The 13465-nt window shown below is 70.1% G+C and carries 13 protein-coding genes and 4 pseudogenes; 11 read left to right on the forward strand and 6 right to left on the reverse strand.

Features of this window, described 5'->3' with window-relative positions:
- The first annotated feature begins 16 nt into the window (after nt 1-16).
- From ABKA17_RS41655 to ABKA17_RS41665, 3 genes are all read left to right on the forward strand, one after another.
- Entirely contained in the window at nt 17-487 is a 471-nt protein-coding gene (locus tag ABKA17_RS41655) for a hypothetical protein (protein WP_353697623.1), read from the forward strand.
- A gap of 98 nt (nt 488-585) precedes the next feature.
- Complete coding sequence (locus ABKA17_RS41660; RefSeq protein ID WP_353697624.1) at nt 586-1134, forward strand: hypothetical protein; 549 nt, start codon at nt 586-588, stop codon at nt 1132-1134.
- Between the two features lie 30 nt (nt 1135-1164).
- Nucleotides 1165-1635 (forward strand): hypothetical protein, encoded by a 471-nt coding sequence (locus tag ABKA17_RS41665; RefSeq protein WP_353697625.1) that lies wholly within the window; start codon nt 1165-1167, stop codon nt 1633-1635.
- A 29-nt stretch (nt 1636-1664) separates the two neighbouring features.
- On the opposite strand, the pseudogene ABKA17_RS41670 reads toward ABKA17_RS41665, so the two are convergent.
- Nucleotides 1665-1859, reverse strand: a pseudogene (locus ABKA17_RS41670) (hypothetical protein); the annotation flags it as partial.
- Nucleotides 1860-2044: 185 nt separating this feature from the next.
- On the opposite strand from ABKA17_RS41670, the gene ABKA17_RS41675 reads away from it, so the two are divergent.
- From ABKA17_RS41675 to ABKA17_RS41690, 4 genes are all read left to right on the forward strand, one after another.
- Nucleotides 2045-2992: an SUKH-3 domain-containing protein gene (locus tag ABKA17_RS41675; protein WP_353697626.1), complete on the forward strand. Its 948-nt coding sequence runs from the start codon at nt 2045-2047 to the stop codon at nt 2990-2992.
- Between the two features lie 130 nt (nt 2993-3122).
- A complete protein-coding gene (locus ABKA17_RS41680; protein ID WP_353697627.1) occupies nt 3123-3296 on the forward strand; it encodes a barstar family protein in 174 nt (57 codons plus the stop codon).
- Nucleotides 3293-3469 carry a hypothetical protein gene (locus tag ABKA17_RS41685; protein ID WP_353697628.1) on the forward strand — a complete coding sequence of 59 codons (177 nt, stop codon included), beginning with the start codon at nt 3293-3295 and terminating at the stop codon, nt 3467-3469. The genes ABKA17_RS41680 and ABKA17_RS41685 overlap by 4 nt, the downstream gene beginning before the upstream one ends.
- A gap of 31 nt (nt 3470-3500) precedes the next feature.
- Nucleotides 3501-3938 carry a contact-dependent growth inhibition system immunity protein gene (locus ABKA17_RS41690; protein WP_353697702.1) on the forward strand — a complete coding sequence of 146 codons (438 nt, stop codon included), beginning with the start codon at nt 3501-3503 and terminating at the stop codon, nt 3936-3938.
- A gap of 12 nt (nt 3939-3950) precedes the next feature.
- Here the strand turns inward: ABKA17_RS41690 and ABKA17_RS41695 are convergent.
- Both ABKA17_RS41695 and ABKA17_RS41700 read right to left on the reverse strand, forming a co-directional pair.
- Nucleotides 3951-4049: pseudogene (locus ABKA17_RS41695) on the reverse strand (DUF397 domain-containing protein); the annotation flags it as partial.
- A pseudogene (locus ABKA17_RS41700) lies at nt 4046-4624 on the reverse strand (DUF5753 domain-containing protein); the annotation flags it as partial. The pseudogenes ABKA17_RS41700 and ABKA17_RS41695, both read right to left, overlap by 4 nt.
- Between ABKA17_RS41700 and ABKA17_RS41705 the strand changes: the two are divergent.
- Nucleotides 4618-5264: pseudogene (locus ABKA17_RS41705) on the forward strand (hypothetical protein); the annotation flags it as partial. The pseudogenes ABKA17_RS41700 and ABKA17_RS41705 overlap by 7 nt on opposite strands.
- 65 nt (nt 5265-5329) lie before the next feature.
- Here ABKA17_RS41705 and ABKA17_RS41710 read toward each other — a convergent pair.
- From ABKA17_RS41710 to ABKA17_RS41720, 3 genes are all read right to left on the reverse strand, one after another.
- Nucleotides 5330-6358, reverse strand: a complete 1029-nt coding sequence (locus ABKA17_RS41710) for a DUF8094 domain-containing protein (protein WP_353697630.1) — start codon at nt 6356-6358, stop codon at nt 5330-5332.
- Nucleotides 6359-6426: 68 nt separating this feature from the next.
- Nucleotides 6427-7497 (reverse strand): hypothetical protein, encoded by a 1071-nt coding sequence (locus tag ABKA17_RS41715; RefSeq protein WP_353697631.1) that lies wholly within the window; start codon nt 7495-7497, stop codon nt 6427-6429.
- Nucleotides 7485-7979, reverse strand: a complete 495-nt coding sequence (locus tag ABKA17_RS41720; protein ID WP_353697632.1) for a hypothetical protein — start codon at nt 7977-7979, stop codon at nt 7485-7487. The genes ABKA17_RS41715 and ABKA17_RS41720 overlap by 13 nt, the downstream gene beginning before the upstream one ends.
- A gap of 509 nt (nt 7980-8488) precedes the next feature.
- Here ABKA17_RS41720 and ABKA17_RS41725 point away from each other — a divergent pair.
- From ABKA17_RS41725 to mqnC, 3 genes are all read left to right on the forward strand, one after another.
- Nucleotides 8489-11467, forward strand: a complete 2979-nt coding sequence (locus ABKA17_RS41725; protein ID WP_353697633.1) for a BTAD domain-containing putative transcriptional regulator — start codon at nt 8489-8491, stop codon at nt 11465-11467.
- Nucleotides 11464-12192, forward strand: a complete 729-nt coding sequence (locus ABKA17_RS41730) for a prepilin peptidase (protein WP_353697634.1) — start codon at nt 11464-11466, stop codon at nt 12190-12192. The genes ABKA17_RS41725 and ABKA17_RS41730 overlap by 4 nt, the downstream gene beginning before the upstream one ends.
- Before the next feature lie 71 nt (nt 12193-12263).
- The gene (gene mqnC / locus ABKA17_RS41735; RefSeq protein WP_353697635.1) at nt 12264-13463 is read left to right on the forward strand and encodes a cyclic dehypoxanthinyl futalosine synthase; all 1200 of its coding nucleotides are present in this window, start codon (nt 12264-12266) and stop codon (nt 13461-13463) included.
- Nucleotides 13464-13465 lie beyond the last annotated feature (2 nt).

The raw sequence follows: 13465 nt of genomic DNA on the forward strand, positions 1-13465 counted from the left end.
AGGAAGACGACCAGTCATGCCGTCCGAGTGGAACTGGGAAAGCGGCGAGGGTCTGCTGGGTCTCGACGACCCCGCGGACTGGGACGCGGCCTACGAGCGCGGTGAGCAGCGCCTCGGCACGGCGGCGATCGGACTGGCCTTCAACTGCTCCCTGGAAGAGGCATCGCCGCGCATCATCAAGGCGATGGGATTGCCGGACCGCGGTCAGCGAGGCTTCGCCTACACCGCGGCCGGCACCGCGGCCCGCCTCAACGGCACGCTAACACCGGAGCTGTACGCCGCGCTGCGGGCGGAGGGGCATCACGGCATCGCCGCGAACGCCATCGACGACACCTTGGACTATGTGCCGTTCCGGCAACTGCCGACCTGGTTCAAGTGGAGGTCGATCGCGTCAAAGGTGCAGGACAAACTGAAGACCTGGCGACTGACCATCACGTATGCGGCCGAGGACGCCTGGAATGCCGTACGCGGTCGCCGTGAGCGGTGACCTCTGAAGAGACCTTCCGCAGTTCACCGGAGACGAGTTGGGGTTCGACGAGGACGAGATGCTCGGTGGCGTGTGACCTGGGGGAGCGAGGGAGCCGGATGACGGAGGAGGCGGGGCGCGGACATGCCCGGCGTGGCGGGGCCCGGCCCCCGTACGACGTGTTCTGGTCCGCGCCCGAGACGAAGGCCGTGTGGGGCGAGCTGACGCAGCCGGTGTTCGACGCGATCGCCCGATGCGACGCGGAGCGCCTGGAGGTCGAACGCGCGCGCGTGGCACCGCATCTGCGGGAGAAGATCACAGCACCCGTCTACTCGGTCGCGGACCGCTTCGCGTCCTATGAGCGCCTGGTGAGCGGGATGGAACCGGACTGGTCGGGCGATGACTTCTACCCCATCAGCGCCTATGACAACGACCTGGACTCCCGGGACGCGCTCCAGGACCTGATGGCCGATCTGCCCGCGGAAGCCCGGGCGGGTGGCGCCTTGGACCGCTTGCTGGCTGGGCTGGACGCCCGTTTCCACGCCGCCACCGTTCCGGACCCGGAACGCTCGCTGCGTCCCTGGGTGCGCCCGGCGAAGGAACGGCCCGAGGCCGAGCTGGGCGAATGGCGGAAGCGGAAGCCGGTGCGGGTGCCTTGGGCCGACTGAGCACGCTTGGTGTCGAATGGAAGGTCGGTCGTGTCACCTGAATGGAACTGGGCGACGGGTGAGGGTGTTTCGGGCATCGATGACCCGGCCGAAGTCGACGCCGCCTTCGAGCGGGGCGAGTGGCCTCTCGGTTCGGCGGTCATCGGTCTGGCCTTCAACTGCTCTCTGGAGGAGGCTTCACCGCGGATCATCAGGGCGATGGGGTTGACGGACCCGCATCAGCGGGGATTCGCGTTCACCGCGGCAGGTGCCGCGGCGCGCCTCAACAACGGTCTGACCCCGGAGCTGTACGTAGCCCTGCGGGCCGAGGGCCGCGGCGGCTTCGCCGAGGACGCCATCAGGGACACGCTGACCTTCGTCCCGTTCGGGGAGCTGCCTGCGTGGTTCAAGTGGCAGGGTGTGCGGACGGCCGTGACGGACAAGCTGGATGCCTGGCGGCTGAGGGCCAAGTACGCGGCTGAGGATGCCTGGAACGCCGTACAGGGTCGTCGCGAGAAGTGACGTCGGACATCGCGGGCCGGGCCCTCCTCGGCGGCCTGGGGGCCGTACAGCAGCCGCCCGGTCCCGAGCGGCACCCCGTCCGCACGGACGGCCAGGACATGGACCGCGACGGCGTCGTACTCCAGATCCTCCGGCACACCCTGCTCGGCGACGAAGACCTCCTTGCGCACCGCGGACGGGGTACCGACGGCCCGTTCTTCCCTGTGTGCATCAAGGGAATTCAGGCGCTGGGGGAGATCGGCACACCCGACGCGGAACAGTTTCTGAAGACCCTCGCCACGAGCGCGCCCGGCGAGTGGCCCGATCCGCTGCGATGGCACGCAGCTGAGCAGCTCGGGATCGAGGACGAGTTGGGGTTCGATGAGGACCAGATGCTCGGTGGCGTGTGACACGGGAAGGGGTGGGTTGCGTGTCGTCGCGGCGTTGGTCGCCCCAGACCGACGGGGTGTTGCGGGCGGCGGGGTGGTGGCCCGGGCGCTCTGTGCGGACCGAGACGTGGGAGGCGGTGCTGGGCGAGCGCGGGGCCTTCGTCGTTCATGAGGCCGCGAGGCGGTTCCTGGCGGAATTCGGTGGGCTGGTGACGTACGGCTGGCCTGCGGATTCGACAGTGACGCAGTCGGCTGTTCGCTTCGACCCGCTTGCTGCCGAGTGGGGCGGAGAGACGTTTGCGAGGGTGAGCGGCGGAGCCGGGAGGTTGTGTCCCGTCGGACGGGCCGACAACGGGAGCAGCTGCCTGGCCATGTCGGAGAGCGGAGCGCTCCATCTCGCCAGGGAGCGTGTCGAGTTGCTGGGTGAGTCCGCCGATCAAGGGCTGGACCGGCTCGTACGGTCGCAGGCTGCCATGGCCGCTCTCTGGAGCCCGGAGGCGCCGACGGAACCCCATCGCTTCTGGGGCCGTGTCGGGACGATGCCGCAGGGGGAGGGTGCCGAACAGCGCTGGCCTGCGGAGAACGGTCGTGTGCTGCAGGCGGCGGGTTGGTATCCGGGGCGTTCGATCCCGACCGGAACCTGGGAGAGCGTGTTGCACCTGCACGGCGAGTTCGAGATGCATGACGCCGCGCGGCGGTTTCTCGCCGAGTTCGGTGGCGTCGGCATCCCGTTCCGGGAGCCGTGGGACTCCATGCCCTGGGGCGAGTTCCGGCTGGACCCGCTCCTGGCCCTGTGGGACGACGAGATCTTCGACGACCTCAGCGAGCAGGCCGGCACGTACCTCTATCCGATCGGCATGATCGACCGCCGGAACCAGTACCTGGGGATCGCGGAGGACGGTGCGGTGTACGTGGGCATGGACTCCGTCGCGCTGCTGGCGCCGACACCGGACGAGGCGGTGCGGCGGCTGACGAGGAGGGTTCGGTGACGGCGGGCGCGGATCCGCGCCTGGGGCCGTCCCTCACCCGGCATCGGCCGCCGTGGGTGGTCTTCACATCGCGGAACGACCCTTGGCCGGCTGCCGCGACCGCCGAACTCTCCTGGATCGGGGCGGACGCGTGTTCCGGCTCGACGGGCGGGAGTTGCCGACGCCGGGGACCCTGTTCGCCGTGTTCGCCCGGGAGTTGGGCTTCCCCGACTACTTCGGCCACAACTGGGACGCGCTCGTGGACTGTCTGCACGATGGGCATCATGGGCATCATGGGCACGAGAGCAGGGCACCGCCGTCGTGATCGACCATGCAGATGGTCTGCTCGGAGTCGACTTCCTGGGGACCTTCGTCTCGGTCCTGTGCCAGTCCGTGGCGGCCGGTATGGATGTGGAGGTGTCGCTCGACGCGGGGCGCCTCATGGCGACCCTGGTCGAGGACGACTGTCCGATGTGCGGATCGGGGGAACTTGACTGATGGGGCTCATGTGAACAAGCAGCGGCCAGATGTGCCTCAGCCTCCGAGGCCTATAGATCGCACCCGGTCCCTGGAGCAATTGGAGCAGTGCCGTTGGCCGGATCCGCCCGAGGGGGCGACCGCCATGGTCAAGAACGTGCACGACCTGCGGCGCAGCCCCGTCGGAGCGCTCCAGCCGCATGAGCTTGCCCGGCTGATCGGTCAGGACGTCGGCCTGCCGTGGCTGCTCCCGCTGGCTGTGGAGATTCTCCGGGACACAGCTCCCCGACAGGCGGCCGGCGGATGGTACGACGACGACCTCCTGTACGCCGTCGTGACCAGGAGACCCGAAGTCTGGGCGAACGCCCCGGGCTTGGCAGCCGAACTCAAAGAAGCCGTGATGACGCTGGCCGACCTTTCGCGCTACGTGAAGCAGGAGGTGGACGACTTTCTGTCCACGCTCACGCGTCCTTCTTCACGGCCTGGATGAAGGCGGTGAAGATGCTATGAGGGTGCGGTGGTTTGCAATTTCCACGCAGGAATCGCCGTCGCCAGGGCCCGAGTAGGACGACTTCCGCCAGTTGCCGGGGGAGTGCCTCACAGCTCTCTCGTCAGCCTGTGGATGAAGTCGCGCGACCGGATGGGGTCGAGTGACGCGGCTTTCACCTTACGGAAGAGCGTTCGAAAGGCGCTGAGCTGGGCTTCGGAGTCGACGAAGGCCGCACCCTGCGGTGCATTGCGTACGACCGTGTCCAGCCGGGGCACGATGCCGCCGACGTAGGTCATGGCGCTCGCGGCACCGGCGAAGCCCTCCAGGGCGAACGGGATGACGCGAACGGTCATATGGTCCGCATCGCTGTGTTCCAGGAGGCGGGAAAGCTGGGCCCGGGACGTGGCCCGATCGCCCACCATGATGCGGAGCGCCGCCTCGTGGATGACGGCCTCGTACGGTGTGGGGTTCGAGCCCTCGAAGATGACCTTGCGTCGCATACGGTGCTCGACGCGCAACTCCAGTTCCTGGGCGGGCAGTTCCGGGACTCGGTAGGCGTAGACGGCGCGGGCGTGGTCCTCTGCCTGAAGCGGGCCCGGGATGAACAGGAACTGGACCTCGCGCAGGAACGTGGCGTGATGTTCCAGCTCGGCCAGGTCCAGGAACGCCGTGGGCAGCGCAGATCGAGCCCGTCGAGCGGCGCGTGGACTCGCTTTTGCGGGCGGAGACGGACGACGGGACGTATCTGCTGGTCGTCGAGTCCCAGGGGCGGCCGGACGACGACAAGCGGAGCAGTTGGGCCTACTACCTCTCGTATCTGTACGCGAAGTACCGCTGGGAGCCGGTGCTGATCGTCCTGACACAGAGCAGGGCCACGGCCCGGTGGGCGAGGCGGCCGATTCGTCTGGGCCTGCCTGGGTGGCACTCGCTCACCGTACGACCGCTGGTGCTGAGTCCTGACTGAAACCGCTGGCGGCAGCCTTGGAGACCACCGACTCCGACAGTGCGGGGATGCTCGCGCAGTTCGTCGAGTCCTGCCTGGCCGATGGTCAGGCGAGGCAGATCTGGAAGGAGCTGATGATGCCGGTCAATTACTTCTTCCGGCACGAGGTCGCCGAGAAGGTCCGGGCAGAGGGGCGCGAGGAGGGTATCGAGGAGGAACGTGCGGGGATGATCCTCCGGATCCTCGACTGGCGCGCCATCCCGGTGCCGGACGCTGTTCGCGAGCGTGTGACGAGCTGCACTGATCTGGGGCAACTCGAGACTTGGGCGCGACGGGCTGTCCACGCGACGACCGCGGAAGACCTGTTCGCCGACGACTCGGCCTGCCCTGGAGGGGCCGCTCGTGGCGGCCCTCTCCGGGCTGTATGGGCCGGACTCTCAGGCGCGGCTCACCGCGAATCGACGTGCTGGAAGTCGACCGCCGTGATGCGGGCGGCCTTCGGGGTCAGTTCGGCCACGCCCTGGCCCTGGAACGTGTCGGTGATCAGGGGGCCCCTGGTGGCGCCGAGGGCGGACTGCGTGTCGCTGGGTACGAGGGAGGCGTTGGAGCGGTAGGCGGGCTTCAGCAGGGTTTCCTGGGTGTGTGAGGCCGGGAACAGGGCGAGGACGCCGCCGTCGGCGGTGCGCAGGGCGTACACGTCGGGGTCGGCCGGGGTCTTGGCGAAGAACTTCACCGTGGCGGCGCCGTCGGCCCCACCCTTGGTGCTGCTCTTCTTGTAGGTCTTGAGGGCTTCCTCGACCGGTCCCGTAGAGGCGAGGCCCTTGCCCTCCTTCGTGCCGCCGGTCTCGAGAAGGTCCTCGTAGGCGGTGGCCACGTCGGACGGGGCGAGCTTGCCGACCTTCGTGCCGGGGGCGACCGCCTGGGCCAAGCCGCCCTTGCCGACGGCGAGCTTCGGGAACGGTTCCCCGCTGTCGGCCCACAGGGACAGCACCATCTTGTACGTCCCGCCCACCTTGTCGAAGACCAGCAGCACCGAACTCTTCTCGTTCTCGCTGGAACCGGCCCGGACGGCGAACCAGTCGCCGACACCCTTCTCCGGGATCACGTACTGGGGGTCCGTGTAGGAGAACGGCTTGGCGTAGGCCTTCCGGTCCTTCGCCGAGAAGGTCGGGACGAGGGTGTAGTTCGCCTTGTCCATCGCGTGGACCTGGCCGCCCTCGACCGTGCCCAGGAGCTTCTCGTCGAGCGCCGCGTTGGCCTTGTTGTTGACCTTCTCGTAGTTGGCCATCACCGCGGCGGCGGCCTTCTCCGTCACCACGCCCTGGGGTGCGGCGCTCGCGGATTCCTCGCCGTTCGCGCCGTCGGAGCCCGTGCCGCCACCGCATGCGGTGAGGGCGACGGCCGTGGCCAAGCCCAGCGCGGTCGCGGTGAGGCGACGGCCGGGCAGGGAACGGGTGGTGCGCGCGCGGGGCGTCATCGGGCTCTCTCTTCTCTTGTCACGGTCGTCACGATGGTGCGTTGGTGCTGAGGGGTGGAACCGGCGGATCAGCGGTTGATCGCCTGGATCTCCTGGACGTTCATGTCCTGAGTCGTCTCGAACGTGCCGTCGGGCAGGTCCCCGCCGGTGCCGCCCGAGCCCTCCCAGCTGATCTGCCAGGTCACCGAGGCGGACAGCCGGTACGGCTTGCCGTCGGTTGCCCTCAGGTAGCGGATTCCGCAGGGCGGGGTCTTGTCGGCGTTGCCCTTCTCGTAGGGGGTGCCGATCGAGCCGTCAGCGTTGATCTCGCAGTCGCCGGAGGCGGGGAAGGTCTCCGAGTCCTCCGTGCCGGGGTCGAGGTGGAGGGCGACCGGCTTTGCCGTGGTCTCCGCCCACAACCCCGTGTTCGGGAGCTCGGCGCGGACCTTGACGTCCTGGAAGGTGCCCTTGTCCAGCCAGACCCAAGTGGGCAGGTTCACCGTGGACTTGGTGGTGGGCTTCAACTCGATCTCGGTGTCGGGGACTTCGACCTTGTTGTAGGCGTACTCGGCGAGTGTCTTCGGCGTGGGTGCGTGGGCGATCTTCGGGATCTCGCCCGCCGGCTGCCAGAACATGATGCGGGTGCAGTCCCAGGAGTCCGGGTCGGAGATGTCCGGTGCGACGCTGCGCCAGAAGTAGCCGTCCTGGCCGAGGTTGTAGTCCTTGTAGCCCTCGACGCTCGCGCCGTTCTCGAAGATGTTGGTCGTGGGCTTCTCGTCCCGGTAGTGGTCCGTCCAGAGGCTTTTGCCGGCCCAGTACTCGTGGATCCCGACGTCCCCGACGCCATTGGTCTCCGAGAAGTCCTTCAGTGCCGCGGGGGTGAAGACCGGCTCGTACCAGCAGGCCGGCGGCTTCCAGTTGACGTCCACGGAGGAGACGGCGCCCCGTTTGCCGCCGGTGGAACCACTGATCTGGGTGACCTTGATCCGGGACTGGCCGGCGGAGGCCAACAGGGTCTTCCCGTCGGCACCGCCCTCCGTGGTGTCGTGTCCGCCGGGCACGGGCTTGGCGGCGTGTGCGGTGCCCGCGGTCCAGACGAGGGCACCGGCGGCGAGGGCCAGGACCCACCTCGTGCGTCGGTAGGCGATCACTCCTGGCATTCCGTCGCCTTCTCCTTGACGGTGATCTGCTGGGCGCGCCACACCGGCGAGCCCTTCGCGGACGCCATGACGAGGCTGAACTTCAGGTAGTTGGCGGAGCTTCCCTCGGCGTTCCCACTGTCGAGGACCTTCCCGCTCTTCACTTCCTTGCCGAAGACCTTGGACTGGTCCTCGCAGAACGAGACGCTCACGAGCTTCACCGACTTCGAGTCGCCGGCGGCGCTCGTCTCCGCCCGGTAGTAGCGGTCCTTGCCGGTGAGTGTCCAGCCGCCCTTGACGTACTCCTTGATCTGCGTGTTCGCGTACCGGGCCGCATCCCCGGCGGAGTAGTACTGGTAGGCGGGATCGGAGGGATCCTGCTGAGTGATGCCGTGGTTCAGCGCGCGAACGTAGTTCTCCGCGTCCGCGAGGGCCGCCGCGCTGTCCGCGTCCGACGGCTTCTCGAAGTCGAAGACCAGGTCCAGGTCCTTGGGGAGGCTCACGTCCGGTCTGTCGGCAGCGGGTGACGCCGACGCGGAAGCCGATGCCGACGGACTCCCCGACCCCGTGTCCGCCCCCTTGATGTCGTCCGAAGACCCCTCGCCACCCCCACCACACGCACTCAGCAGAAGCATCGCCGAAACGGCGAACGAGGTGGCGGTGACAGGCAGGGCGCGGCGGGCCACGGTGAATCTCCCCCGGGGTTCGGCGTGTGCAACAGGGAACGAAGCTATCAGGGGCAAGTAACGGCCCTTGGCGTGGTCGTGGGGGATTGTGTGGGGAACGTGAGGGTGTGGCGTGGCGGTTGCGAAGGTGGCTGGTGGGGTGGGGGATCGGAGGGTGCAACTCGGGCCTATCCGGCAGTTCGTGAGGAAAGCAGGCCCGCGTATTCGGCAGTTGTCCACAGCCCCCTGCCCGACCTTCGACGCCGTACATAAGATCTCTGTAGGCTCGGTACACCCCCGCACCCCCTCACCTCACACCCTCCCCACACGACCCCAGGACGCCCGCCATGGCACGACGCCGCAGTTCAAGCTCGTCAAGCTCGACGGGAAACACGACCGCCCCCGCCGCGCCGCGGAACCGCACCCCGCAGGCCGTGCGGATGAGGCGGCGTTCGTTCGGGGACTTCGTCAAGGCGTTCTTCGCGTTCGTCGCGCTGGTGGTGCTGCTGGTCGGGGTGCCGGGTGCGCTGGCCGTCTCCGTCGGGTGGCCGTTGCCCAGCGGGATGCCCAGTCTCGAGTGGCTGAAGGAGCCCATCACCACCGGGACGTTCCTGCACATCCTGACCGTTCTCGTGTGGCTCGCGTGGGCGCAGTTCACCGCGTGTGTGCTCGTCGAGATAAAGGCCGCCCTGTCGGGGGTCGGGGTGCCCGGACGCGTGCCGGGCGCCGGCCCCAGTCAGCTCCTCGCCCGGCAGCTCGTCGCGGCGCTGCTGCTCGTCGGCGCCACCGCCGCCAGCCTCACCCCGGGGCTGTCCCAGCTCGGGCACAGTCTGGAGGGCAACCAGCGCGGGACCGTCGCCGCCGCCGAGCAGACCCCGGGCGGCGGGCTCTTCGCCCAGCAGCAGGAGCAGGCCGCCAGTACCGCCGCCGCCCTCGCCGAGCAGGCCACGCACGCCGCCTCGCACGCCGACGCGGGAGGTTCCACCGCCAAGGCCGACGACACGAAGTACTACCGGATCCAGCCGCCCGAGGGCCGCCACCACGACTCCCTCTGGGAGATCGCCGAGCGGCACCTCGGTGACGGACGCCGGTACAAGGAGATCTTCGATCTCAACAAGGACCGGGTGCAGCCGGACGGCTCCAAGCTGTCCGAGGCTAGCCTCATCCGACCCGGCTGGATCATGGAGATGCCCGGCGACGCCCGTGGCGGGGACCTCGTCGAGATGCCCGAGGCGGGTGGCTCCGCCGCCCAGCAGCAGCTGCACGACTACGGCAAGGCCGGTGGCGACCAGGCCGGAGGGGGCGGCGGCCACGCCCAGGGCGGCGGACAGCAGGGTGGCGCCACCCAGGTCTCCGTTCCCGAGCAGCGCCCCGCCCCCGACCAGCAGACCGGCGGTCACCAGCAGCACGCCACCGCCACGAACACCACCTCCGACGCCTTCGGCCTCCCGGAGGCCCTCGTCGGCGCCCCCCTCCTCGCCGCCGGTCTCCTCGGCGCCCTCGGGCGTCGCCGCCGGCAGGCCCTGTGGCAGTCGGCCTTCGGTGCCGTCGGCGGGCGCCGCGGCATGGAGCCGCCCACGCCGACCGGGGACGCCGCCGACGCGCACGACGCCCTGCTCGTGGGCGCCGACCCCGAGGGCGTACGGCTCCTCGACCGCTCCCTGCGGGGACTGGCCGCCTCCCTCGCCGCCGAGTCCCGCCCGCTGCCCACCGTCTACGCGACCTGGCTGAGCAACAACGGCGACCTCCACCTCCAGCTCGCCCAGCCCTCCGGCAACCCGCCGGCCCCCTGGCAGCTCGGGCAGGACCAGACGTTCTGGATGCTCGCGCGCACCGACGCCGAGCGGTACGAGGACGTCGACGCCGCCGCCCCGTACCCCGGCCTCGTCAGCCTCGGCACCATGGACGACTCCCGGCTGCTGCTCAACCTGGAGTCCGTGCCCGGCATCGTCTCGCTGAGCGGCAGCGAGGCCGACCGGGCCGCCGTCTTCGCCTCCGTCGCCGCCGAACTGGCCACCAACGGCTGGTCGGACCGCATGACCATCACCCTCGTCGGGTTCGGCGAGGACCTCACGCCACTCGCCCCCAACCGGCTCCGCCACCTCGACGGGATCGCCGACCTCGTCGAGACCATGGAGGCCGAGACCCGGCAGCGGCGCGGCGCACTGGGCGCCGCCGGGCACGACTCCGTGCTCACCGGCCGTACCGGGCCCGCCCAGCACACCCGTTGGGCCCCGCACCTCGTCCTGCTCGCCGCCGAGCCCTCCGCCGACGACGCGATCAAGCTCGCCGAGCTCGCCGCCGACGCCAGCCGGCTCGGCATCGGCTACCTCGTCGGCACCGACAGCGGCGATCTGCCCGGCGCCGCCTGGGAGATGGAGGTCACCGGCGAGGGCAAGCTGCTCGCCCCGCTGCTCGGCCTCGAACTCGACGCCCAGCTGCTGCCGGTCGCCCAGCAGCGCGCGGTCGTCGAGCTGTTCGTCGACGCCGACCCCGAGCGCGAGCCGCAGGGACCGGCCACCGCGCCGCCGTTCCTCGTCGACGTCAGCGAGCAGGGCCGGCCCGCGGTGTACGCGCGGCTCGTCGGACCGTACGAGATCATCGGTCTCGACACCCCCGACGGCGACCGCAGCGCGCTCCTGCACGAGGCGCTCGCCCTGCTGCTCCTGCACCGTGAGGGCGTCCACCCGCGCGTGCTGTCCTCCGCGCTCTGGCCGCGCGGTGTCACCGACGACGTACGCGAGGCCCTTCTCGACCGGCTCCGGGCCTGGCTCGGCACCGACCCCGACGGCGCCCCGCGCCTCAGGACCGACAACACCGGGCGGCTCACGCTCGCCAAGTCCGTCGTGTCCGACCTGGACGTGCTGCGGTCGCTGTACCACGAGGCCACGCAGGGCCGCGGGGTCGACAGCCGGGCCGTGCGCGGGCGGCTGCTCACCGACGCGCTGGTGCTGGTGCGCGGACCGCTCCTCGCGGACCGGCCCGAGGGACGCTACCGCTGGCTCACCCACGAGATCATCGACGCCCAACTCCCGCTGCTCGTCGCGGACATCGGCCTCGCGCTCTCCGAGTTCCACCTGGTCAAGGACCGCGCGGAGAAGGCCATCGAAGCCCTCGGCGCCGCCCTCAACTCCGCGCCCGGCGACGAGCGGCTCTGGCACGAACTGCTCCGCGCCACCCACGCCACCGGCGACACCGCCCGGCTCCAGGCGCTCGCCGCCGACCTCGTCACCCGCAGCGGCGCCCGCGGACTGCCGCCGCGCACCGAGGCCCTGCTCGACGAACTCCTGCCGACCTGGCGCGACAGCGTCGCGGCCGTGGGATGACCCTGCTGCTGATCGTCGCCGCCGCGCTCTGGGGCGCGGCGGCGGGCGCGCTCCTGCCGAGGGCCGCCTACCGGTTCTCCGCACCGGCGGGGGAGGCCTGGCGCGAGAAGTGCCCCGGCGGCCATCCGGTCAAGGGGTGGCTCGGGCGGGGGCGCTGCGCGCAGTGCGCGGACACACCGTCCTACGGTCCTTCCGTCGCCCTTCTCACCACCGTCACCGCCCTCGTCTGCGCCGCCCTCGCCGCGGCCACCGGCACTCGGCCCGAGATCGGCGTCTGGCTGCTGCTCGCCCCCCTCGGTGTCCTGCTCGCCGTGGTCGACCTGCGCGTGCAGCGGCTGCCCGACCCGCTGACGCTGCCGCTCGCGGGCGCCGCCCTCGGGCTGCTGGGCGTCATCTCCTTCGTGCCCGAGCACAACGGAGAGTGGCTCATGGCGCTGTACGGCGCCCTCGCGCTCGGCGGCGGCTACCTCGTGCTGTTCCTGATCAACCCCGCCGGCATGGGCTTCGGCGATGTGAAGCTCGCGCTCGGGATCGGTGCGGTGCTGGGCTGGTACGGCTGGCCGACCGTCATGCTGGGCACCTTCGCCGGATTCCTGCTGGGGGCCCTGTACGGAGGCGCGCTGGTCGTCGCGCGGAAGGCGGGGCGCAAGACGGCGATCCCGTTCGGGCCGTTCCTGATCACGGGGGCGTTCCTCGGGGTGCTGATCGGGGCGTACGCGGCCTGACGTCGGTCGACGACAGGGGCTGGCGTACGCTGGCTGGGTCCGTCCACAACCCTTGACGAAAGGGACGCCCGGTGACCGAGAAGGCCGACCTTCAGTCCGTCCTCGACCGTGCCGCCGCCGGTGGGCGGATCACCCCTGAAGAGGCACTCGCCCTCTACCGAGACGCCCCGCTGCACGCGCTGGGCTCGGCCGCCGACGCCGTACGACGCCGTCGGTACGCCGGGACCGAGCACATCGCGACGTACATCATCGAGCGGAACATCAACTACACGAACGTCTGCGTGACGGCGTGCAAGTTCTGCGCGTTCTACGCCCCGCCGAAGGCCAAGGACAAGGGCTGGACGCGCGACCTCGACGACATCCTGCGCCGCTGCGCGGAGACCGTGGAGCTGGGCGGCACGCAGATCATGTTCCAGGGCGGGCACCACCCGGACTACGGCGTGGAGTACTACGAGGAGCACTTCGCCGCCATCAAGCAGGCCTTCCCGCAGCTGGTGATCCACTCCCTCGGCGCGTCCGAGGTCGAGCACATGGCGCGGATCTCGAAGGTGTCGGCCGAGGAGGCGATCCAGCGGATCCACGCCGCCGGGCTCGACTCCTTCGCGGGCGCCGGCGCCGAGCTGCTTCCCGAGCGGCCCCGCAAGGCCATCGCGCCGCTCAAGGAGTCCGGCGAGCGCTGGCTGGAGATCATGGAGACCGCGCACCGGCTGGGCGTGGAGTCGACGTCGACCATGCTCATGGGCACCGGCGAGACCAACGCCGAGCGCATCGAGCACCTGCGGATGATCCGTGACACCCAGGACCGCACGGGCGGCTTCCGGGCCTTCATCCCGTACCTGTACCAGCCGATGAACAACCACCTCAAGGGCCGCACCCAGGCCACGATCTTCGAGTACCTGCGGATGATCGCGATCTCCCGGCTCTTCATGGACAACATCGCCCACATCCAGGGCTCCTGGCTGACCACCGGCCAGGACGCGGGCCAGCTGACGCTGCACTACGGCGCCGACGACCTCGGCTCGGTGATGCTGGAGGAGAACGTCGTCTCGGCGGCCGGCGCCAAGCACCGCTCCAACCTCCAGGAGATGATCGACATGATCCGCACGGCGGGTCGGGTCCCGGCCCAGCGCTCCACGACGTACGAACACCTCGTCGTCCACGACGACCCGGCGAACGACCCGGTCGACGCGCGCGTCCAGTCCCACATCTCCTCGACGGCGATCGAGGGCGGCACGGCACATCCCGAGCTGAAGATCCTCGCGTCCAACTAGCC

The organism is Streptomyces sp. RG80 (assembly GCF_040446465.1).
Taxonomy (GTDB): Bacteria; Actinomycetota; Actinomycetes; order Streptomycetales; family Streptomycetaceae; genus Streptomyces.

Bases quoted from the DNA above. Each gene is read 5' to 3' on its own strand.
- ABKA17_RS41655 (WP_353697623.1), top strand. From the start codon at position 17: ATGCCGTCCGAGTGGAACTGGGAAAGCGGCGAGGGTCTGCTGGGTCTC.
- ABKA17_RS41660 (WP_353697624.1), top strand. From the start codon at position 586: ATGACGGAGGAGGCGGGGCGCGGACATGCCCGGCGTGGCGGGGCCCGG.
- ABKA17_RS41710 (WP_353697630.1), bottom strand. From the start codon at position 6,358: ATGACGCCCCGCGCGCGCACCACCCGTTCCCTGCCCGGCCGTCGCCTC.
- ABKA17_RS41715 (WP_353697631.1), bottom strand. From the start codon at position 7,497: ATGCCAGGAGTGATCGCCTACCGACGCACGAGGTGGGTCCTGGCCCTC.
- ABKA17_RS41725 (WP_353697633.1), top strand. From the start codon at position 8,489: ATGGCACGACGCCGCAGTTCAAGCTCGTCAAGCTCGACGGGAAACACG.
- ABKA17_RS41730 (WP_353697634.1), top strand. From the start codon at position 11,464: ATGACCCTGCTGCTGATCGTCGCCGCCGCGCTCTGGGGCGCGGCGGCG.